Origin of the sequence: Chitinophaga nivalis, assembly GCF_025989125.1 — a bacterium.
Classification (GTDB): Bacteria; Bacteroidota; Bacteroidia; order Chitinophagales; family Chitinophagaceae; genus Chitinophaga; species Chitinophaga nivalis.
On sequence record NZ_JAPDNR010000001.1, the window covers coordinates 4222123 to 4244086 of the forward strand.

Annotated in this window: 16 protein-coding genes; 7 read left to right on the plus strand and 9 right to left on the minus strand. The window is 48.9% G+C overall.

All coding sequences use genetic code 11. The annotated features are described in order from the left end of the window. Positions 1–161: 161 nt before the first annotated feature. Positions 162–3539, minus strand: coding sequence for a M43 family zinc metalloprotease (locus OL444_RS16750; RefSeq protein WP_264731367.1), 3378 nt, complete (start codon positions 3537–3539; stop codon positions 162–164). Positions 3540–4000: 461 nt separating this feature from the next. Further along, a complete protein-coding gene (locus tag OL444_RS16755; RefSeq protein WP_264731365.1) occupies positions 4001–4429 on the minus strand; it encodes a 3-hydroxyacyl-ACP dehydratase FabZ family protein in 429 nt (142 codons plus the stop codon). Between the two features lie 239 nt (positions 4430–4668). Between OL444_RS16755 and OL444_RS16760 the strand changes: the two genes are divergently transcribed. Continuing rightward, entirely contained in the window at positions 4669–5496 is an 828-nt protein-coding gene (locus OL444_RS16760; RefSeq protein ID WP_264731363.1) for a helix-turn-helix domain-containing protein, read from the plus strand. 723 nt (positions 5497–6219) lie between these two features. Further along, positions 6220–8394, plus strand: coding sequence for an ATP-binding response regulator (locus tag OL444_RS16765; RefSeq protein WP_264731362.1), 2175 nt, complete (start codon positions 6220–6222; stop codon positions 8392–8394). Positions 8395–8399: 5 nt separating this feature from the next. Here OL444_RS16765 and pdxR read toward each other — a convergent pair whose 3' ends face one another. Beyond that, positions 8400–9863 (minus strand): MocR-like pyridoxine biosynthesis transcription factor PdxR, encoded by a 1464-nt coding sequence (gene pdxR, locus OL444_RS16770; protein ID WP_264731360.1) that lies wholly within the window; start codon positions 9861–9863, stop codon positions 8400–8402. A 181-nt stretch (positions 9864–10044) separates the two neighbouring features. Between pdxR and OL444_RS16775 the strand changes: the two genes are divergently transcribed. Further along, positions 10045–10515 (plus strand): cupin domain-containing protein, encoded by a 471-nt coding sequence (locus OL444_RS16775; protein ID WP_264731358.1) that lies wholly within the window; start codon positions 10045–10047, stop codon positions 10513–10515. Positions 10516–10544: 29 nt separating this feature from the next. Next, positions 10545–11426: a dihydrodipicolinate synthase family protein gene (locus OL444_RS16780; protein ID WP_264731355.1), complete on the plus strand. Its 882-nt coding sequence runs from the start codon at positions 10545–10547 to the stop codon at positions 11424–11426. Between the two features lie 77 nt (positions 11427–11503). Here OL444_RS16780 and OL444_RS16785 read toward each other — a convergent pair whose 3' ends face one another. Then, on the minus strand, positions 11504–12604 hold the full coding sequence (locus OL444_RS16785; protein WP_264731353.1) for a glycosyltransferase family 2 protein: 1101 nt from the start codon (positions 12602–12604) through the stop codon (positions 11504–11506). Positions 12605–12773: 169 nt separating this feature from the next. Here OL444_RS16785 and OL444_RS16790 point away from each other — a divergent pair, with 169 nt between their 5' ends. Continuing rightward, positions 12774–13136, plus strand: a complete 363-nt coding sequence (locus tag OL444_RS16790) for a hypothetical protein (protein ID WP_264731351.1) — start codon at positions 12774–12776, stop codon at positions 13134–13136. Between the two features lie 133 nt (positions 13137–13269). After that, positions 13270–14457: a M20 metallopeptidase family protein gene (locus OL444_RS16795; RefSeq protein ID WP_264731348.1), complete on the plus strand. Its 1188-nt coding sequence runs from the start codon at positions 13270–13272 to the stop codon at positions 14455–14457. 10 nt (positions 14458–14467) lie between these two features. On the opposite strand, the gene OL444_RS16800 is transcribed toward OL444_RS16795, so the two are convergent. The 3 genes from OL444_RS16800 to OL444_RS16810 are packed head-to-tail and all read right to left on the minus strand — an operon-like array spanning position 14468 to position 17434. Next, positions 14468–16003, minus strand: a complete 1536-nt coding sequence (locus tag OL444_RS16800) for a DHA2 family efflux MFS transporter permease subunit (RefSeq protein WP_264731346.1) — start codon at positions 16001–16003, stop codon at positions 14468–14470. A 52-nt stretch (positions 16004–16055) separates the two neighbouring features. Continuing rightward, entirely contained in the window at positions 16056–16796 is a 741-nt protein-coding gene (locus tag OL444_RS16805) for an SDR family oxidoreductase (protein ID WP_264731344.1), read from the minus strand. Positions 16797–16849: 53 nt separating this feature from the next. Next, the gene (locus OL444_RS16810) at positions 16850–17434 is read right to left on the minus strand and encodes a TetR/AcrR family transcriptional regulator (protein ID WP_264731342.1); all 585 of its coding nucleotides are present in this window, start codon (positions 17432–17434) and stop codon (positions 16850–16852) included. A gap of 757 nt (positions 17435–18191) precedes the next feature. Here OL444_RS16810 and OL444_RS16815 point away from each other — a divergent pair. After that, a complete protein-coding gene (locus OL444_RS16815) occupies positions 18192–18686 on the plus strand; it encodes a DinB family protein (protein ID WP_264731341.1) in 495 nt (164 codons plus the stop codon). An 81-nt stretch (positions 18687–18767) separates the two neighbouring features. Here the strand turns inward: OL444_RS16815 and OL444_RS16820 are convergent, their stop codons facing one another. Together OL444_RS16820 and OL444_RS16825 are read right to left on the minus strand one after the other, a co-directional pair. Beyond that, the gene (locus OL444_RS16820; RefSeq protein ID WP_264731339.1) at positions 18768–19235 is read right to left on the minus strand and encodes an SRPBCC family protein; all 468 of its coding nucleotides are present in this window, start codon (positions 19233–19235) and stop codon (positions 18768–18770) included. 146 nt (positions 19236–19381) lie between these two features. Continuing rightward, the gene (locus OL444_RS16825) at positions 19382–21805 is read right to left on the minus strand and encodes an ABC transporter permease (RefSeq protein WP_264731337.1); all 2424 of its coding nucleotides are present in this window, start codon (positions 21803–21805) and stop codon (positions 19382–19384) included. Positions 21806–21964 lie beyond the last annotated feature (159 nt).

The window sequence follows — 21964 nt, forward strand, 5'->3', positions numbered from 1 at the left end:
TATGTTGACATTGGAACTAACGGTTAGCAAACTAGCGCTTATAAATATAAAAAAAATAAGGGAATAAAAAACAGGAAAGGAAAGAATTAGGTATTTCATAAAACACAAACGCATGATACAGCTGTATCATGCGTTTGTGCAATTATTAAAACGGAGCGTATTTATTTAATCACCTTAGTGGTCACATGTTTGTTTCCTTGTTGTACATCAATGATGTACAAGCCTGGCAGTAAATCCGACAGGTGTTGCAGGGATAATACATTGGCGCCTTTTTGAACAGTTTGTGGCTGTTGTTTGATCAGGCTGCCGCGCAGGTCGTACAGGCGGATCAGTACCGGCCCGTTGGCGACTGCGGCGTATTGTAAATAAATCTGGTTGGTGAAAGGACTGGTAGCCGTTAAACCGGTCTGGCCGGTGGTTTCATGTGGCAGGAGTGTAAGCGTGCTGCTGCTACTGCTGCTGATTTTTACGGTATAGTCTTCCACTTCACCCTGATAATTATCTACGCCACATGGTTTTACATTGGAGCCATAGCCCATTCTTACACGCAGCAGGGTATTGCCTGTTTTGGCATTGGCCGGTACTGTGATGGTTTGGGTAAATGGCCCGGTGCCACGTTTTACATATATTTTTTCCGTGGTATCATTCAGTACTTTATCACCGTTCCAGTCTATCCAGGCAGCTACAGAGATGTCTGGCCAGTATTCTATGCCCAGGTTAATGGTCAGTTGATATGACTGTCCGGTTGTGAGGTTGGCAGACAGGTTGGTGAAGTTGCGGTAACCATCCCAGAGGGAGTTGTTATCCAGGTTACCCAGCCGTACGCGGGTAATACTGTTGTAGTTGAGCGCAGTGCTGGCAGGGCAATACTCCTGCGGCGTTACAGCGGTATCTGTTGGCGTGCTGGTCTGTCCGGCTCTGATACTATCGCCTGGTTTGCTGTTGTAGGCGTAATCCATTAGCGTATAGCCGGTACCGTTATCATTTACTTTGAACCTGAACCATCCATAAAGTCTGTCGCCTTCTGTGAAAAAGGAGAACCCGGCATAACCTGTTTTACCTTTCCAGGTAGTGTAGCTGGAGGTATACAGCGCATGTTCATTCGGGTAGGCGCCACCGGCTACCAGATGGGAAGTATCACTGATCATGGTATTAGGCGCCAGCAGGGATATATTCTTGTCAGATGCGCACACCATAGGCTGGGTATAGGTTTCGAACTGGAGTTGTCCTCCATTGTACCATACGCCGAAGGGCGCATCTTCCAGGTTGTTTATCCAGAATTTATACCAGGTATTGGTAGCGTTGGCGGTGTGGAGGGTGTCGTTTACATCTACGTATTCTATCTGGTAAGGATTGCGGAACCTGATACTGAGCGGCTGGGTAGCATTGACTGCAGTCTGACCGCCGGTAAATAAGGCAGGCAACAGATGAATGGTAGCCGTGGTATTGTTGGCAGCAGTATGGCTGCTGGCTTTACCACTGAAAGCCACACTCACTGTAGTATTGTTCACTGCTTTCAGTTGCAGGCTGATACCTGCCGGCAGGTTACTCACTGTGTAATGTGTGTTGGGTACGAGATTGCCGGAGCTGATAGCAAAAGTGGTACCCAGCGGGCTTACTTCTGCTGTATCTGTGAGTTGGCCATCATTCAACTGGTTTTCGCGGAATCCGGTACGGGACCAGGAAAGTGTGGGCGTGCCGGGATCTCCTGCGATGATATTGCCATTCGGTGCTTCGCTCCAGGCGTAATCTTTCAACGTATAACCACTGCCGTCCGCGGCTACTGTTACCCTCATCCAGCCGTACCGGGGTTTGCCATTGAGGTCAAATTTAATCCCGATAAAGGCGGTTTTACCAGCCCATTGTGTATAGGTACTGCTGTAAATGTCATGTTGGTTCGGATGAGCGCCACCATTTACGAAGTTGGAAGATGCACCAATAATGGTACCAGCTGCCAGCGGAGAAATATTCCGGGAAGTGCCTTCACATACGGCAGCTTTCTCGTAGGTTTCGAACCGTAGCTTGCCATTATTCAGCCACGCGCCATACTCTACGTTCAATCCGTCTAAAGTGAAATACTTCCATATATTGGAAGGATTGATTACAATGTCCGGTATATTGTTATAGATGATTTTGTAAGGTTTGAGGAAGCGAACGCCCAGGGTAAATACGGATGCCAGCAGGTTGCTGGTACCACCCTGGATAGCAGGATTCAGAAAGGTCAGTTTCAGGTTGTCGGTATTGTTGATCGTGTCGTGTTGTAAAGCCTGACCGGAGAGGGTGAAGGCAGCAGTGGTGTCATTGAGGATGCGGATGGCTGCTGTGAGTCCTGCCGGTATATTTTGTATGGTATAGTGGGTACCAGCAATGAGGTTGCCGTTGCTAACGGCAAATCTGGCGCCACCAAACGCTCTTAGTGTATCCGTTACCGTGATACTGCCGTTGTTGATTTCATCTTCCATAAACACACTGAATCCGGGCACAATTCTTTTGCTGTTGTCAGGGAGCAGAGTAGCGGCCAGGTTGGCAGCAGACCATAGGTTGCTGCGTTGTGCCACATGGCTGTTTAAAGCTGCCCACATACGGTTTTTCTGGCCGGTGGTAAACATCCGGGCGCAGGCAGAATAATCCATATAGTTTTCTACATTGGCAATACTGCCGCACCAGTTGGCATTTACATTACAGTTACCGTAGTTGGATTGTGTAGGAGGGGTATCATCTACATAATCACCCGGCGCAACACAACCACCTTCAAAGGTATGCGACAGATTCAGGAAGTGTCCTATTTCGTGGGTGAGTACCCGTTTCATATTGGGCTCGCCGTTTTGAGAAGAGCCAACGCCAGGTGCACCCAGGTAGCGCCAGTTATAAACGATACCATCGAGGTGGTTATTGGCCACCCAGTCGTCCGGCAGGAAAGACCAGCCGGAATTATTGTATACGCCTTTTTCCTCTACTTCACTCACAATCCAGATGTTCAGGTATTTTTCACCGGGCCAGTAAGAAACACTTTTTACGTCGGTACCATAACCGTCTGGTGAACGGCCGTCGAAGTCATTCAGGTGATAGGTAATCCCACTGGTGGGGTTACCTTGCGGATCTATCTCCGCCAGCCGGAAAGTAATACGCAGATTGGCGGCCAGCCCGGCAAAGCGCGGATCCAGCAGCGTCCGGTCGCCATTCAGCAGGTTGTAATCCTGATTTAGAATGTCAATAGCGGAGCGGACTTGCTCCAGGGTTACTTTGTAGGGATTCGCCGCATCGTTCACGTGGAATACCACGGGAATGACATACGTATTGGGAACCGCATCCTGGGCTGTTTTAGGCTGCTGCAGCCGGGTGGCAAACTGTTTGGTGAAGGCTTCCAGCCGGGCAGCCGTTTTCTGGGCAGCCGGATGTTGCTGGTATAAAGTTTTCATGGCGCGGGAGCTACCGCAGTGGTCCGGTAGGGCTCCGGCAGGTTTGTTTTGTGCGGGGAGCTGACTGCCAGCCAACAGGCATAGCAATCCCCCTATTATCTTTTTAGATAAATGTGACATAAGGTTTTTTTGCGTGATGAATGTAAACGTGGTACTGATAGTAACAGGTACTATCAGCCATGAAACGAAGAGACTAGTTGTGACAGGGCTACAGACTGTATCCAATAAACAGATACCTGGGTGGTTGCCCAAAGGTGTGTTGTGTCATTTTACTTCATGTGAATGTTTTTGGTTGCTGGGTGATAATGGTATTTTATTGATGATGGGCGCCTGCAGGGCATGGAAATTTCATAGTTATTTTGCCGATCTGGTTCGAGTGGCCGGTTAATTACAGTTTGTGCTCTACAGCAAAAAGAAGCGTCTCATATCTGCACAGTAACATTTGCTATCTAATGTTGATAGCACGAATTTAACATACCGTATACGAAATGCATACGCTAAAATTGATTACTTTTTTGCCGATATTAACCTTCCTGTTAAAGGGGAAGAGATGGGGTTACGGGAACGGCTATAGGAAAAAATCAGCCTATTTTAATACAGGTCCAGGTGGCTTCCATTACCGGAACATCTTCCTGGTAGGCAATACCGGACTGTTTAATGATTTTCTCACTGAGTTTAATGTTGCTGATGACATACTTTACCGGCACATCATAAATAGCGCCTTTCAGGAACCGAGCAGTTTCAATACCTGCGAGGCCAAAGACCCCATCGGTAATGCCCATTACCTTTACGCCGGCACCACCGGATTGTGCCATGGATTCCAGCAGGATAGTCCCGGGAATAAAATTATATGCCGGAAAGCTTCCTTTCAGATCCTGGTTCCTGCTATCAAAAGTTTTGACCCCTACGATCTCTTCCATCGTAGCCGTCACGATGGTGTCGGCAAACAGAAAAGGAGGTCTGTGAGGAATCAGTTGCTCTATATCTACAGCAGAAGTGGGTGTGTGCATGATAGCTGGTGGTTTGAGAAAAAAAACGGATCGCAAGATACTGCTTTTAAGGGAACAAGACAACGCAGGTCGGGAAAAGAGGCTATAGTGCGGTAACTACAGCAGGAATCCGGGGGAAATACGGTCAGCTGTACTTTTCATGTGTGAACATCTCTCCCTGTATTTTTCTTACTACCCGTGATTGCCATATCTTTGAGCATCGCTATTTTATTCCGAGGCCAGCTATTCCTATTTCTGAAATGAAGTCAAAAGTCTACAAACCACATCCTGCATTACAGGACTTTGTGAGTTGCATCAGTATCTATGGCGCAGATTTTACCCAACCTGCCGCACTTTCCAATATTTACCGCTTTGTACCCGCCTACCAGCGTTATATTATTTTTTATCTGGAAGATCCCATTTCCGTATTAAAACAGGGGGGCGACAGCTTTGAAACAAAAGCTCCCTGCGTCACCATTGGCCCGCAGGAGCAGGCAGTTACCCTCGATATGGGCCGCAAACACCTGGCACTGTGTATTGCGTTTAAAGCCAGTGGTTTATTCCGGTTGCTTAAAATACCCATGACAGAAATGTTTGAAAAGGATTTTGATACCCAGCTGCTGCTGGGCAATCAGATCCCGGAAATTTATGAGCGCCTCAAAGCAGCTGCCGACTGGGATCATATGATCCGCATTGTAGAGCAATACCTCCTGAAAATGGTGGATGATCTCAAACCATCCTTACCGGTAGATATGGCCCTGCATGAACTGGTGAAAAACAATGGCGCCATTAGTATGGACGAACTGGCAAGCTTGTCCTGCCTGAGCCTCCGCCAGTTTGAAAGGAAATGCCAGGAGCGCCTGGGGATGCCGCCTAAACAATATGCCCGCCTGATCCGGTTCTGCAAAGCCTATCAGCTGAAAGAACAGTTCCCGGATAAAACCTGGACTGAAATCGCTTATAAAAGCGGGTATTATGACCAGATGCACTTCATCCGCGATTTTAAAAAGTTTGCAGGTATTACCCCTTCGTTTATTCATGAAGAAGACCTCATTTCCACCATTCGTTTGCATAGCGTAATGGAATAAAAATTAAATATGTCGCATTTGTACTATGTCGGAGTTTAAAATCTCGATAGTTTTGTAACTGCGATAAATTTATGACCAGCAAGGAAATAGGAATAGCTTTTAATAGGTAAACCATGCATGGGGAGGTATAATAGCTACGTAACCCGGGCCTTTGTGGGCTACCTGTAATATTATATTTTTTTAAGTTGCGAAACACCGGATATTGGAACGCCATTCTATGATCTGAACGCACTTGTAACATCCTGCAGTTGTAGCCCCAAATCCCCCCGGGAAACCCGGCCGGAAAGTTTTCAGACCTACAGAAAATAAAAGCCAGTTTGCCCGTAAATGTTATACTGTATTTTAAAAGATGTTAGCCACATCACACTTCTTTTTTCGTGAAACATTCGTTTATCATTTATCCACATACCTGTACTGAACCAGCCAAACCAGATGGCTGACCGTGTGATTGATGCCTGTTGTTTATGAAAAGGCAAAGGGAGCATATCCCGACTGTTACTGCAAAGGAAAGGTTTTGAGCCGGCTGGTTCAAAACCTTTTTTATAAGCAGATATGGAACTTTTTTTTTCTTGTTTGATAGTTTTCGTTAACTTTTGTACTCCAAACACTTCCTGTTAGCTATTGATGATCATGTGAAATCAGCACCCCCTGGTATATAACTATGCCAATCATTTTCCCTGTGTTATTGATCCGTATTCCCCTGTTATCATTTAAGCTATCGTTATGCGTCGATCACTATTGCTCTTTATCGCTGGTTTGTTGCTGACATTTGTATTGCTGGCTGTATTGATGCTGTCTGGCTACAAAGTGCACCGGCAAAGTGCCCGGCTGCTGCTGCAGGCTACCGACACCCTCTCCCAGGACAGTCCCGCCTTCCAACTGATGGATTCCGCCTTGCTCACCCTCAATGAAGCTGAGAACAATTTCCGGCTGTATACCGTCCTGTATGAAAAAACAATGCTGCAGGATTTTTCTGCCCGGCTGGGACAGGTATTAACCATCGTGGATACCGTGAGTAATTCCCTCAACAGTATGAACCGCCAGCCACAGTTCAATGAACTGATGCAACGGAAAATGGCTGTGGCAGCAGGTATCGGCCAGCTGAAAAAAAGTACCGACTCTATGCTGGCGCAATCCCTCGATAATGGCATCATCGATCAGTTGCTGCGCAGTATACCAGCCTACAGTGTGGCGCAGATAAAAAAAGAGGAAATCACCCTGGATACGATCAGCAAAGTACAGGCTGCTCCCGGCGCTAAGAAAGGATTCTTCAAAAGACTGGGCAGTGCCCTCGCCAATAAAACAGATACCGTCAAGGCACAGATGACCATTATGGTGCGTACCAAAGACGGGAAGGTGATCGATAAGGCAGCCTACGATGCGCTCCGGCTCCGTAAGATCATTGCAGATGTCAATACCTATTATAAGCAGGTACTGAAAAAGCAATTGACCAGCCGCCTGAAAATAGACCAGGCGGAAAGTTCCCTGGCACGTACCAACTTCGCCTTGCTGGCAGAATTGCGGTCGCTGATCTATTCACTGAAAGCACAGACCACACAGGCGGTGCTCACCAGAAAACAAGGGGCTGCAGGCATCGTCAGTCATAGTGCCGGTAAAATGAAAACAATGGCCACTATCGGTCTCCTGGCACTGTTGGCGAGTCTGGCGATTATTGCGGTAGCCATCTGGATGGTGCGGAGAAATAACCGGATGTTACTGGCCAACAAAAGTGCAGCGATAGAAGAAGCCCGGCTACGTACCAACTTCCTCACCAACATGAGCCACGAAATCCGGACGCCGCTCAACTCCATCGTAGGGTTCAGTGAACAGTTGTCTTACACCCACCTGGAAAAAGAACAACGGGGCCTGCTGCGCTCTATTGAAGTAGCCGGCGATATGCTCATGCAGGTGGTCAATGATGTACTGGACTTCTCCAAGCTGGAAAACGATTACATTTCTATACAACGCCATCCTTTTGCTTTGTACCAGGCCTTTGAAGAAGTGGCAGATACCATGCGGGTACAGGCATCCCGCAAAAACCTTGATTTTCAGGTACAGTTTGAAGGCAACCGCCTGTGGCAGGTGAGCGGAGATGTGTTCCGCCTCAAACAAATACTCTTAAACCTGGTGAGCAATGCCATTAAGTATACCGAAAAAGGCAGTGTAACGGTAAAGGCTACACTGGATGGCCGCGAAGAACATAAAGCCCTGTTCCGGTTTGAAGTAACGGATACCGGCGAAGGTATCAGCCCCGAAGCACAGGAACGTTTGTTTGAGAGATTCTTCCAGGCTACGGCCAGGAACAGCATCAAAGGTACGGGCCTGGGACTGGCCATTACCCGGCGGCTGGTAGAGTTGCACGGTGGTATTATTAAGTTCACCAGTGCGTTGCAGCAAGGCACGCAGTTTATCTGTGAAATTCCCTATGAAGTAGTAGCAGCGCCGCTGACGGGCATCGTTACCCACAAATCACTGCCGCAAACCGGCGCTTTCATGGAGGGCCGTTATGTATTGATTGCCGACGACCAGGAGATGAACCTGCTGCTGCTGAAAATGATTCTCACCCGCTGGAAATGCCGCTTCGATATGGCTACTGATGGCGCGCTGGCGGCAGACCTCTTCGATAAACACCACTACGATCTGGTACTGCTGGATCAGCATATGCCTAAAATGAGCGGGGTAGAAGTGGTAGAAAAAATCCGCCGCGATAAAGATCCGGCGAAAGCCGGCGTAGTGGTGCTGGCACTAACGGCCAACATCACCCCGGAAGATACGGTGGCATTCCGCGCAGCCGGCTTCAACGACTGGCTCATGAAACCATTCCGGGAAAGGGATATTTACCAGGTCATCAGCAAACACCTGCTGGCGGCTGCCGCAGCAAGGAAAGAAGAAGCCTGACCCATTTACAATACGCTGGCAATGGCCGCAATACCGGCCGTTAATTCTTCCGGTGTCAACGACGCATAACCCAGCCGCAGGGCGTGTAAGGGTGTTTTGTTGAAAGAAAAACGTTCGGTATCAATCAGCTGCACGCCTTTTTTGAGCAGCTGCTGGCAAAGGGCGGCGGTATCCACTGTTTTGCGGAATTGCACCCAGTAGGCCAGTCCGCCTTCCGGCTGCTGATAGGTAATGTGCCGCAATAAATACTGATCCAGGCAGGCGGCCATATGTGCCCGTCTCTCTTTGTAGATGCCAAATGCCCGGCGGGCATGTTTATGAATTTCGCCGGCTTCCATCAATTCTGCCACTGCATATTCCATCACCGGATCTCCCTGCCGGTCAATGATGGTACGTAAGGCGGCTACCGCATCAATAAAAGGTTGCGGGCCGGCCAGATAACCAATCCGGATAGCCGGTGAAATCAGTTTGCTGAGAGAGCTGATGTAAATCACATTGGCGGCGGCTTCCATGCTGGCCAGGGGCAACAGGCTGCGTAATCCGAAATGATATTCGTGATCGTAATCATCTTCCACAATGGCAAAACCATATCTGGCCGATAAGGCAATCAGCTGCAAACGCCGGTCTATCTTCATACTCACGGTAGTAGGAAACTGATGATGGGGCGTTACATATACGGCCTTTATTTTTTTACGGCGGCATATTTTTTCCAGCTCCTGTACACAGATGCCTTGTTCATCTACTTTAACAGGCTGCATCCTGGCGCCGGCTTTTTTAAAGGTTTCCCAGGCGGGCAGATAGCCCGGGGTTTCCATGGCTACCACATCGCCCGGCTGCACGAGGGTGTGTGCCGTCAGGTACAGCGCCATCTGGCTGCCGCGGGTGACGAGAATATTACCAGGATCTATACTTAACCCGCGGTCATGATTCAGCATTTTACAGAGTGCTGCCCGCAGACTGTCTTCTCCTTTTTCACTGCCATATCCCATCAGCCGCCACCGCGCTTTTTGCTGGAAGATCCGTTTATAGGCTTTGGCCAGCTGGTCCAGTGGCGCCAGCCGTGCGTCCGGCAGGCCATCGTTGAATATAATATGTGTTTTATTGCTGGCATGCGAGATAATCGGTGGGATGGTAAAGGCATTAAACCGGAAGTTGCTTTCGGCTTTGCCGGGTGTTTGTTTTTTATAGTGTGGTACCGGCGGGGTATCCGGTAAGGTATCGGATACAAAAGTGCCTGCTTTGTAGGCGGTGCTGAGCCAGCCTTCATCGGTCAGGGTGGTGTAGGCTATGACCACTGTTTTCCGGTTCACGCCCAGGTCATCGGCCAGCACGCGGCTGCCCGGCAGCGACATGCCTGGTTTCAGGCGTCCCTTCTTTATTTCGTTGATGATGCCATCTGCTATTTGTTGCGATACCGTTTTACTGCTGTGTAAGGTGAGCTGTAAAATGGTTTTCCATGGTCTTAACATCTGGTCCCCTGGTTTTAATGGAAAATGAAACAATATAATCATCCAAAGGTAAGTAATCATCCCGATCAGTCGTATTTATCTGGACCATCAGTTTTTGTAAAAACTGGATGATTGTCCCCATCCAACTAATCTTCAATTTTGTGTGGTCGAAACAAATTACTCATCTTAAAAATGATACATTATGTCAGCAACTACGCAAAAAGAAGGCGCTTTTTCTTCCGGTGATTTTCACCAGACTTTTGCCCGGCCGGTATATGTGAAACCCGCTAAACTGATCCACAAGAACGTAGAGCAGGCGGGAGAACATAACCAGTTTTCTACAGAACGTAAACACCCGGTATTTTTTGTAGACCTGCCCACTAAAAATGTGAGCATGACGATCGGCGGACTCCTGCCTGGTCAGTTAACCAACCGGCATCGCCATACGTATGAAACGGTATTGTATGTGATAGAAGGCCGCGGTTATACGGAAGTAGAAGGAGAGAAGGTAGAGTGGGAAGCCGGCGATGCGGTATATATCCCTTCCTGGGCCTGGCACCGGCATCAGAACCTGAGCGACAGCCAGCCGGCAAAATATATTGCCTGCGAAAATGCACCACAACTGCAGAACCTGGGCGTAGCCCTGCGCGAAGAAGAAGGCCGCGATCTCTAGTATTTATTCAACGGTATTAAAACATCATCATGCATACAACACCTGTTAAAGGCATCATCGCCTATCCCATTACGCCATTTGATACGAATGATAAAGTAGATATTCCCTTATTTGAACAACTGCTGGAACGTATGCTCACCGCAGGTTGTGACGGTATAGCGCCGTTAGGCAGCACCGGTGTACTGCCGTATCTGACGGACGAAGAAAAAGAAGCCATCACCGTATCGGCTATACGCCAGGTGAACGGCCGGGTGCCGGTCATTACCGGGGTATCCTGTCTCACCACGGAAAGAACCGTCTACCATGCAAAGTTTGCAGAACAGGCAGGTACCGATGCGGTGATGATATTGCCGATGAGCTACTGGAAACTCACGGATGATGAAATCTTCCGGCATTACGAAACCGTGGCCAACGCCATTGGTATTCCTATCATGGCATACAACAATCCGGGTACCAGCGGTATTGATATGTCGCCGGCCCTGCTGAAACGGCTGCTGACTATTCCCAACGTCACGATGATCAAAGAAAGTACCGGCGATGTGCAACGTATGCATTACCTGCGGAAAACACTGGGCGAGGAAGTGGCTTTTTACAACGGCTCCAATCCGCTGGCCCTGGGTGCTTTCGCAGCAGGCGCCAGTGGCTGGTGTACCGCCGCGCCTAATCTGATTCCGGCACTCAACAACGCCTTGTATGGCGCCATAAAAAGTAATGACCTCGCCCTTGCGCAGTCAGCTTTCTACCGGCAGCTGCCCCTGTTGCAGTTCATTGTGGCAAAAGGATTGCCGCGGGCTATTAAAGCCGGACTCGAAATCGCAGGCGTGACCGCCGGAGAATTGCGGCGTCCTTTGGAGCCGTTAACACCGGCAGAAACAGCGGAGTTAAAAGCCATACTGGCTGCCTGCAACTAATGCTGTAAAAAAAGAAACGCCTCTTTCGGATCATGTCCGGAAGAGGCGTTTGATATCATGAACTGCTTTACAGCTGGTTACCAGATAATCAGGATCGTCAGCAATATTACAAAGAGAATAATTTTGGTAATGCGCCACCTGTTCAGGCGGAAGTGATGCGGGCGGGAAAAATCTACGTTGATGCGTTGCATAAAGGCGCGGGGCCCCTGCAACGTCAGCCCGGTTTTTAATAGTCCCCATTCCACACTGCAACGGAGCCGCGTCATGTAATAAGCCGTAGTGAGCGTACCGTAACCTTTCAGGGAAGCCCGGATATAATTGAGCGCCATCTCAAACACCCATACCGCTGCTACCAGTACCAGCCATTTTTGCCAGCTGAGGAAATAAATAATCAGTGGCGCCAGTACACATAACAGGACCGTGGATTCTATCGGATTGGGAAACCCGTACCAGGTATATTTCTTAAATCGTGGCAATACATGCGCGTTACCTACCCCATAGCGGACAAACCGGTCGAAGTGGGCTTTCCCGTTATTCCACCACGGATGCGTAACCTTGGCTTCTTTCAGGCATTTGAATTTACTGTTGTGCCGGATGGAGATCTGTACCGGCAGGTCTACATCTTCTCCGCCACCGCTTTTCGGGAAAACGTCGGAGAAACGCAGTTCCTGCATGGCAGCGCGGTTATACATCATGTTGGCGGTTACCCCCCACATGTATTCATCTTTGATATTGGCAATTTTAAAGTTGGCTGTCAGGCCGGCTACATCCACGCTTTTCGTAAAGCTGCTGATGGGATCCGGAAAGTCGGTCAGGCCAATGAATCCCAGGGCCTGTTCATTTTTTGTAATCGCAGCTGTATAGGCAAACAACAGGTTGTTATCTGCCACAATATCATCATCCAGAAATAATATCCAGGCGCCATTGCCGGCATTGATACCTTTATTCCTGCTTTCTGCTGCACCCAGATTTTCCGGATTAATAAACAATTGAATCGCGCCTGCGTCGGCCAGTTGTTGGATCGCCGGGCTTACCTTCACACCGGGGTTATCCACTACAATGTAGTAGCGGAATGCCCAGTCTGCCGGTTTAGGCAGTTGAATAACGGGTAATAAATATTGTTCATCCAGCCGGAAAGATGGAATAATAATATCAACAGATTTGGATAAATGATGCATAAGGCGCGAAGATATATATTATCAGTAAAAGTTTTATGTTTGATAGATTATAAATCAGATAAAGGTATCATCTGATGTTGACTTTGATCTTCAAGCTATTTACCCGGGAAATTGTAGTTTTGCCCGCCGGGAATTTTTTCCGGTATAATGCTCACTAAAAAGTAAGATTATGTCAGTAACGATGGATATTATCAGGGCCCTGGATCCTGCAGGGCTGGAACGGTTTAAGATCAGGCTGGATGTGCCGGTGCCACCGGAGAAGATAGGAGAAGTATGGACCATACGGGTAGTACCATTTGAAAAAGCTGAGCCGGCACGGAAAGATTTTAATACCTTGTTTGATAATAACAAGTCTGCCCGTATATGGGTCACCGAAACAAAGGAAGAGGCGCTTGCGGTAGTAGCAGAGTTGTATCAGCATTTTGGTGCGCAGCTGGGTACTTCCTTTGATCCGGCTTTACTGAAGATAGATCACCTGCCGGCTACAGGACGTTTTGCGATCCTCATACATGTAAAAGACGTGTGGGAGTAAGGCCGATAATATAGTGGTGATACCCGTGCCGGTTGCTGTAAAAAAATGTATACTTGAGCAATAGTTCACCGTATCCTGCCTTGTAAAGCGGGTACGTTATTTTTTCATCCGGAATCTGATAAATCAAGATAAGATGTTAAAAGAAAGAATCAGGCAACTGGCCCGGGAGCAACATGCTACGGCCGTCGCTCATCGCCGGCATATCCACGCCAACCCTGAGTTGTCGTACCAGGAATATGAAACTGCTGCCTTTGTGGAAGCCAGGTTGCGCGACCTGGGTATTCCTTTTGAGCGGATGGCCAATACCGGTATTGTAGCCCTGCTGGAAGGCGCGCTGTCGCCGTCAGACCAGGTAGTGGCGCTGCGCGCCGATATGGATGCGCTGCCGATCCGGGAACTGAACAACGTACCTTATAAATCGCAGAAAGAAGGCGTCATGCATGCCTGCGGGCATGATGTACATACGGCTTCCCTGCTGGCTACAGCAGGTATTCTGTCGCGGATGAAAGACGAATTCTCCGGTACTGTCAAGTTTATTTTTCAACCTGCGGAAGAAGTTATTCCGGGTGGCGCCAGTTTGCTGATCAAGGCAGGCGTGCTGGAAAACCCGCGGCCCCACCATATTTTAGGGCAGCATGTGATGCCGGAAATGCCCGCCGGCAAGGTCGGCTTCCGCTTGGGCCGGTACATGGCGAGCAACGATGAAATTACCATGGTGATCAAAGGGAAAGGCGGGCATGGCGCGATGCCGCACCTGGGCATCGATCCGGTGCTGATTGCCTGCCATACTGTGATAGCCCTGCAGCAGATAGTAAGCCGTCGTGCCAGTCCGTTGTTACCGACGGTATTATCTTTCGGAAAGATGATTGCCAATGGCGCCGCCAATGTTATTCCGGATGAAGTCCGGCTGGAAGGTACCTTCCGCTCCCTGGATGAAACCTGGCGTACTGCTGCGCATGAGAAGATCAAAAAGATGGCAGTGTCGATAGCAGAGAGCATGGAAGGTACCTGTGATATTACCATTGAAAGAGGCTATCCGGTATTGATCAACGATGATCATTTAACAGCCGCCAGCCGCGAACATGCCATTGCATTTTTAGGGGCCGACAATGTACTGGATCTGGATATCTGGATGGCAGCAGAAGATTTTGCTTCCTACTCACAGCAGGCCGTGGCCTGTTTCTATCGCCTTGGGGTACGCAATGAAGATAACGGTATCACCTCCGGTTTGCATACCGCTACCTTCGATGCAGATGAAAGTGCCCTGGAAACCGGCGCAGGACTCATGACCTATCTGGCATTGAAAACCCTGGGCCATTAAGCCTTTAGGCCTAGTGGTCCAGCAGCACAACGGTTGCTGCAGACTTTTTCCGGGATACCATCAGTAATACCGGTAATGCCAGCAGAAAAATAAGTCCCACCAATAAATAGGCATCATTAAAACTCAGCAGGTTGGTTTGCCGGACCACAGTGCGATCCAGCAAAGCCAGCGCCTTCTGCTGCGCTGCGGAGGAAGTGGCGCCCTTTCCTGTAAAATAACGGCTGTAGGCACTGATACGCTGCGTTACCAGCGGGTTATGGATATCGAGATCTGATACCAGGTTCATACGATGCAGCGCATTGCGTTTGGCGAGATAGGTATTCACGAGGGCAATCCCAAAAGAACCGCCCAGTTGCCGCATCATATTATTGAGCGCAGCTCCCTGTCCGATATCTGCCGGCGGCAGCGACGATACCGCGAGGGTGGTGAGGGGTACCGTGAGCAGGGCCAGGCCTACACCCCGCCAGATCAGTGATACCGATATATCGCTGGCAGTGGCGTCGAGGGTGAGGGCAGCCATCTGCCAGTTGAAGCCGATGAAAAGCAGCATGCCTACCACAATGAGCACCAGCGGAGAAATGCCGCGTTGCAGCAACTTCGCCGAGATGATTAATCCCAGTACTGCCAGGCAGGCCCCCGGTAATAGCAGCATCCCTGTTTGCAACGGAGAGAACTGTAATAACCGCTGGGCAAATACCGGTGTCAGAAAAACAGAGCTGAACATCCCCACGCCGGAAATGAACGTCAGCACGGCCGCAATGCTCAGGTTGCGGCTTTTGAGTACCCGCAGATTCACCACCGGATATTGAATCCGTAGTTCCCACCAGATGAAAAGGGTGATGCCCAGTACCGCCAGGGCAGAGAGCCAGATAATGTAGCCGGCTTCAAACCAGTCATCCGTTTCTCCTCTTTCCAATACGATCTGTAAGGCGCTGACGCCTACTGCCAGCAGCAGTATCCCGATCCGGTCGATGGTGCCGCGGGGTGGGCGTTGTGCCGGTTCTTCCAGCAGGGCGGCGCAGATGAAAGCTACCAGGATACCGATCGGTACATTGATGTAGAAGATCCAGGGCCAGGAGAAGTATTCGGTGATATACCCGCCGAGGGTAGGCCCGATAGTGGGGCCGATAAATACGCCGATGCCGAACAAGGCGCTGGCAGCATGTTGTTTGTCTTTGGGGAACTGTTCAAATACAATTACCTGTGATACCGATAAGAGGGCGCCACCGCCGAGGCCCTGTATGAACCGGAAAATCACCAGCGTCCAGATGTTGGTGGCTTGTCCGCATAGCAGGGAAAAGAGGGTGAAGATCACGACTGATCCAATGTAGTAGTTGCGTCTGCCCAGGGCTGCTGCCAGGTAGCTGGTCATGGGAATGATGATCACATTGGCGATGGCATAGGCGGTGATGACCCAGGAGCAGTCTTCCAGGGTGGCGCCCAGGTTGCCGCTCATGTGGGAGAGGGCTACGTTTACGATGGAGGTATCTATCAGCTCCATGATGGCAGCCGTGATCACCGTGATGATCAGTAATGCTCGTTTCATATGTTTGATTTAATATACCATTTGGTATATTTTAGGATAAAGTTTTTTGCGCTTATGCGGGGTTCATCGCCCGCAGGGCATCCGCCGGAGAGGTACGTAACAGTTCATAGAGTTGAGCGGTAGCGCCTACATGAATCTCATAGATATCCTGGCCGAGGGCTTCCAGCAAAGCGTCGGCGACTGCTTCCGGCGGGATTCCTTTGCTGCCGCCTATTTCCCGGGAGAAGTCGGTGTTGACGAGGGGCGGCATCAGTTCAAATACCCGGATGTTGCCTGTGGCGGCCAGGGTAAGGCGGAGTGACTGCGTATAGGAGCGCAGGGCGGCCTTGCTGGCGGTATAGGTGGGTATTTTGTAGCTGGGTACCAGGGCGCCGATAGAGGTCACGTTAACGATGGCGGCATCGGGTTGCGTATGGAGTAAGGGTAATAGTTTTTCGGTAAGACTGATCACCGACAGGTAGTTGGTGAGTATTTCATCGGCAGCCTTTTCAAAGGCGTCTGCTTTTGAAGACAATTGGTAAGCTATGGCTTTACCTGCATTGTTAATCAGTATGTTAGTATTTGGATAGGATGTGTGTAATAATTGTACCAGCCGGTCTACATCCTTCTCTTTGGTGACATCACATACTACCGGCGTCACGTTTTCCAGGCCGGCTGCTGCCGCTTTTAGCCGCTCCGGATCCCGCCCGGTGATGATCACATGATTGTTGTGCTGTGATAATAAACGGGCGATGGCCAATCCGATACCGGCACTGCCGCCGGTGATCAATACTGTGTTATGTGTTGTTTGCATATGTAACGGTATTAATAAATATACCGATTGGTATATTTGCAGGTAAAAAAATATCAAAGTCTTGCTATCAGTTTTTCGACAGACTGGAGGATGGTCTTTTTATATTGTAGTTTGCCGGTCAGCTTGGAAATCATGATGGCGCCTTCTATCAGGGCAATCATCGTAACGGCTGCCTGTTCCGGATCGGTATGGGCATGAAACTCCCGGGTAGTAATTCCTTTGCTGATAATCGCGGCGATGGCATCTTTCCAGGTATGAAAAGCATCGCTGGCTTTTTGTTTCAGCGACGGGTGGGTATCATCTGCTTCCACAGCGGTATTAAGAATCGGGCATCCTCCTGCCGGAAACGGGTATTTCAGAAACTGGTCATACACTTTCACATAGGCCAGCAGTTTGTTTTTGCAGGTGGTTTCCCGGGATACTTCCTGTCTGATCAGTTGTTGTACCTGCTGCATGTTGTAGTCAAAGGAGGCCATGGCCACTTCGTCTTTGTTGGCAAAGTTCCCGTAAATGCTGCCTTTGGTCAGTCCGGTCGCATTGGTCATATCATTCAAAGACGTACCGGTATAGCCCTTCTCATTGAAGATAGGAGCGGTTTTCTCCACAATAAACTGCCGCGTTTTCTCTGCTTTGTTCATGATCGATCCTTTTGCGGATACAAAAATATACCATTTGGTATTATTTGAGAAATATTTTTTCCGAAGAAGATATAACCTTTATATATGGGAGGAGAGATGGGTTATTATATATGGCATGGCAGTGCAGGCGTTTAAAGAAAAACTTTAAAGCCTGCTGTTGATATCAGTTGTTGTATATACTTTTCCAAAGTATATTTTAAATATCTCTTTAATCATCAAATCTGTTTTATACAGACATCATTAAAAAATAAAACAGGTATCTCACTATAAAAATGAGATACCTGTTTTATATGGTACCGGGTGAAGGATTCGAACCTTCAGAAACTTTACTCCCTTTATCTAAACAGTTTTCATACCACCAATGCGCCTAAAGGTTTGGCCATATTAACCCAGCAGAAGGAGTAACGTCCCCATTAGTGTTAGTTAATGATTCTCGATCTTTAGTTATTCGTATGGGCGTTAGGGCCAGCTCATCATAATGATCTATTGTTGTAGAGATGGTAATGATATCGGTGACTATACCTCTCTTAATGATATAACGACATCAAACTGTTACTGGTAACATCCAAAAGCGATGATGAAAACGGGAGTGAATCGCATTTCTCAGGTTGTCTATCTGCTAATGCTTTTCCTGAAATACCGGTTAGCTTTCTGTAACAGCAAGTTTCTATTTATTTTTTGTCCTATCGTTTTACTGCTGACATAGGGTTGTCACTTCGCCTTTTTTACTTTGTACCAACAACAAAAAATAACGATTATGTCTGCTACTATTCAAGCACTGCTGAATGAGATGGAAGAGGAATCCATCACCACCCGAAAAATGCTGCAACGTGTGCCACAAGACCGCTACGACTGGCAGCCGCACCCAAAAAGCATGACGATATTACGGCTGGCTACACACGTGGCGGAACTGCCGGGCTGGATCACCATGGGGTTAACTACTTCAGAGCTGGACTTTGCCAAATACGACTATAAGCCGGAACCACTGAAAGATAATGAGGCACTCCTGGCATTTTTTGAAACCACCCTGCAAACCGCGCAACAGCAGCTGGCACAGGCACAGGAAAATCAATTGGATGAACCGTGGGTGTTGCGGAACGGAGATATCATTATCCGGAACTATACCAAAGCAAGTGTAATCAGGATGATCTATAGTCAGATTGTACATCACCGGGCACAGTTAGGCGTATACCTGCGTTTACTGGATATTCCCATTCCAGGTAGCTATGGTCCCAGCGCAGATGAACAATAATTCCTTTTGTATGGCTACAGCAACGTAGATGATTTAACAGTACGTTTCCTTTGTACGGGCACAGGGGAAGCGTACTGTTTGTTATTGCCGGCAATAGTCAGCAAAACATTGCAGGATAAAGTCCCACCCGTCTTTGCTGTTCAGCGCCTCGCGATAAGCGGCCGCCCCTTCGCCATGGTTATCGAAATGCCGGTGTCCGAAATCTATTTTTACCTTTTGCGGACCTTCCGGTTGAAAGTGAATAAATACTTCACTGGCTTTTTCCGGATCGGGTTCAGGTATCCGCTCCGGGCTGATCTGCCAGGAGATGGCAATGCTGGAACCATTGGTGATGTAAATAACCCGGCCCCAGTCGCAACTGAAGTTGTGCGGCCCGGTCTCGGTACAACGTCCGTTTACCTCAGGTTCTATGGTCATGCTAACCAGTTTATTGCCGGACCAGGTATAGTTTTTAGGCCACCAGCGCTCAATTTCAGCGATAAACTTTGTATAGGCAGCGCCGGCGTCAACCGGCAGGGTGATATGCCTGGAAATGTTTGGTGTTTTCATATGTGCCATTAACAAGTGGAGATTGTTACCAATGGTTGTTCCCTGTCTGTTATTCGGAAGCGCTATCCGGAAATATTTCCCGGCTGATGATCTTTTACTTCTCTAATATAAAAATAAAATCAGGATAATCAGCCGGTATCCACCGGTTATTCTGACTGCAGACTTTTTACCGGGTTGGCAAGGGCCGTCCGCAGGGTCTGGTGGCTGACGGTGACAATAGCGATCACTAGGATCACCCCGGCAGGTATCAGTAAGATTCCCACCTGCATGGGTATACGAAATGCATAGCCGTTCAGCCAGGAACGAATGCCTATCCAGGCAATCGGCCCGGCAATGATATTCGAGAGCAGGATCAGTTTCAGGTAGTCTTTGGATAATAAATAGAGTAAGTGGGAAAGAGAAGCCCCCAGTACTTTACGGATACCGATTTCTTTCCTGCGCTGCACAATAGTGAAATAAGCCAGGCCAAACAATCCCAGACAAGCCAGGAATACCGCCAGGGCGGAAAACAGGCTGAATATGGTACCCAGCAACATATCTGCCTGATATTGCAGGTCATATTTTTTATCCGGGAAGAACCAGTCGAAAGGTTTATCCGGGTATACCTGCTGCCAGACGGCAGCTATTTTTTTGAGCACCGCCTGATCGGGACCTTGCTGCAGCCGTATCGACAGGAACTTTCCGCCCTGTTGCCGGTAGGTATACAGAAAGGGCTGATAGCCTGTTTTCAGGGAATGATGGTGATAATTTTTCACCACCCCGATAATGGTAGTATAAGGTAACCGGGAAGTATCTGTATAAGTGAACTGGATACGGCGCCCCACAGCGGCTTCAGGAGAAGCGAATCCCAGTAACTTCGCCGCTTCTTCATTCACGAGTATTTCCTCCGCATTTTGTCCGGTGGCGGCAAAGTCACGGCCTGCCGCCAGCGGTAAGTCAACGCTGGCCAGAAAGCCGGCACTGATGCCGAAGTGATAGTAATTATAGCTCTTCTCTTTCGGCGCTGCACCATAGGGCATCACATAATCATCAGAGTTGATATCATCAAAGCCCATCCCGGGGATACAGGTGGAAAACGCAGCGATCTTCACTTCCGGTAATTGCAGTAACAACGAGCGAAAGCTGCTGGCGCTGGCATTTCTATTCGCCGCTTCGGTGCCCGGCATCTGGGGCAGGCGCGCCGTAATCACCTGATGCAGGTTAATACCCAGGTCATTGTGCCGCATGTACATGGTTTGCCGGTATACCGCAAAGGTACCGGCAATCAGTACCGCAGTGGCGGTAAACTGCAGCACCACCAGCGACTTTCGTAGTAGTAGTCCATGTGCGGCATGCGACAGCCGGCCTTTCAGCACATTCACCGGCCGGAAAGAAGATAGCACCAATGCCGGATAAAAGCCCGCGGCCACGGTGCCGGTCAATAGCAGTCCGGCGAATACCAGCCAGAAAAAGCGGTCATGGAAGATGTGGTGACTGATAGGCTGATGGGTCAGCTGACAGAAAAACGGATAGGCGGCGGCAATGACGCCCAGTGCCATGATAGCGGCCAGTCCGTTGATCAGTCCCGATTCAAACAGAAACTGGTATATGATCTGTTGTCTCCCGGAACCGACTACTTTCCTTACACCCACTTCCCGGGCCCGTTCCATCGCCCTGGCGGTAGAAAGGTTGATATAATTAATCCAGGCGATGAGCATAATGAAAACAGCGACGATCAGGAGGGCATTCACCGTACCGGCATGCCCGTTTTCTTCCGGCTCAAAGCTTTTATGGGAGTACAGGTGTATATCGGATAAGGGCTCGGCCACCATGATCTTTTCCCGGGCGTATTTTTTTGATAAGACATACAGTTGCTGGTTGAGCTTTTTAAGATCTGTTCCGGGCTCCAGTAACAGATAGGTATAATCGTTGTTGGAGGTCCAGTTTTGGAAAGAGGCCGGGCCGTTCCAGGTGTAGAGGCTGGGATAGGATACCAGCATGCTGAATTTAAGGTGTGTATTGGGCGGGAGATCTGCCATGACGCCGGTGATCTTCAAGGGTATTTTTCTGCCGCCCGGGAAGGAAATGAGTTTCCCGACTACATTGGCAGTACCGAAGTATTTGATGGCTGTGCTTTCGGTGAGTACGATCTGTTCCGGTGCGGCCAGCGCAGTAGCGGGGTCGCCATACAGCATTTTATAGGAAAACAATCGGAAGATGGAGCCATCTGCGGTGTATACGCGGTCTTCCAGAAAGGTTTTATTATTGGCCGTGAACGCTTTCCCAAACAGTTCATTTAAACGCACATAATCTTTCACACCGGGGATGGTAGCCTTGGCCGTAGGTCCCAGCGGGCGGCAGGTGGCCGCGTCTGAAATAATGAACTCCTGGCCCTTGTAGAGATTGAGGGTCACCCGAACCAGCTGATCGCGCTGCCGGATGAAATTTTCATAGCTCCGTTCAAACCGGACGTATTGGAGAATAAGTAAACAGGCAGCCATTCCCAGCGCAAGTCCCCCTAAATTTATCAGGGTGAAGAGCTGGTGCCGTAGTAATGTGCGCCAGGTTATTTTAAAGTAGTTCCGCCACATGATAGGAGATAAAAGGGTTTGATCTTTGATAGCCAGGGCGATATCAGTGCCATGTTCCTTATTTTATTAAGATGAATATAATATGTATTTTATTTATCTTCATTTGTTCAATACCGGACAAAAGATTGACCGCGACTGAACAGCCTGTTGCAAACAGGT

Excerpts from the sequence above, each read along its gene's own strand:
- OL444_RS16815 (WP_264731341.1), top strand. The coding sequence starts at position 18,192 with ATGTCTGCTACTATTCAAGCACTGCTGAATGAGATGGAAGAGGAATCC.
- OL444_RS16790 (WP_264731351.1), top strand. The coding sequence starts at position 12,774 with ATGTCAGTAACGATGGATATTATCAGGGCCCTGGATCCTGCAGGGCTG.
- OL444_RS16780 (WP_264731355.1), top strand. The coding sequence starts at position 10,545 with ATGCATACAACACCTGTTAAAGGCATCATCGCCTATCCCATTACGCCA.
- pdxR (WP_264731360.1), bottom strand. The coding sequence starts at position 9,863 with ATGTTAAGACCATGGAAAACCATTTTACAGCTCACCTTACACAGCAGT.
- OL444_RS16765 (WP_264731362.1), top strand. The coding sequence starts at position 6,220 with ATGCGTCGATCACTATTGCTCTTTATCGCTGGTTTGTTGCTGACATTT.
- OL444_RS16785 (WP_264731353.1), bottom strand. The coding sequence starts at position 12,604 with ATGCATCATTTATCCAAATCTGTTGATATTATTATTCCATCTTTCCGG.
- OL444_RS16805 (WP_264731344.1), bottom strand. The coding sequence starts at position 16,796 with ATGCAAACAACACATAACACAGTATTGATCACCGGCGGCAGTGCCGGT.
- OL444_RS16795 (WP_264731348.1), top strand. The coding sequence starts at position 13,270 with ATGTTAAAAGAAAGAATCAGGCAACTGGCCCGGGAGCAACATGCTACG.
- OL444_RS16760 (WP_264731363.1), top strand. The coding sequence starts at position 4,669 with ATGAAGTCAAAAGTCTACAAACCACATCCTGCATTACAGGACTTTGTG.
- OL444_RS16755 (WP_264731365.1), bottom strand. The coding sequence starts at position 4,429 with ATGCACACACCCACTTCTGCTGTAGATATAGAGCAACTGATTCCTCAC.
- OL444_RS16750 (WP_264731367.1), bottom strand. The coding sequence starts at position 3,539 with ATGTCACATTTATCTAAAAAGATAATAGGGGGATTGCTATGCCTGTTG.
- OL444_RS16820 (WP_264731339.1), bottom strand. The coding sequence starts at position 19,235 with ATGAAAACACCAAACATTTCCAGGCATATCACCCTGCCGGTTGACGCC.
- OL444_RS16810 (WP_264731342.1), bottom strand. The coding sequence starts at position 17,434 with ATGAACAAAGCAGAGAAAACGCGGCAGTTTATTGTGGAGAAAACCGCT.
- OL444_RS16825 (WP_264731337.1), bottom strand. The coding sequence starts at position 21,805 with ATGTGGCGGAACTACTTTAAAATAACCTGGCGCACATTACTACGGCAC.
- OL444_RS16800 (WP_264731346.1), bottom strand. The coding sequence starts at position 16,003 with ATGAAACGAGCATTACTGATCATCACGGTGATCACGGCTGCCATCATG.
- OL444_RS16775 (WP_264731358.1), top strand. The coding sequence starts at position 10,045 with ATGTCAGCAACTACGCAAAAAGAAGGCGCTTTTTCTTCCGGTGATTTT.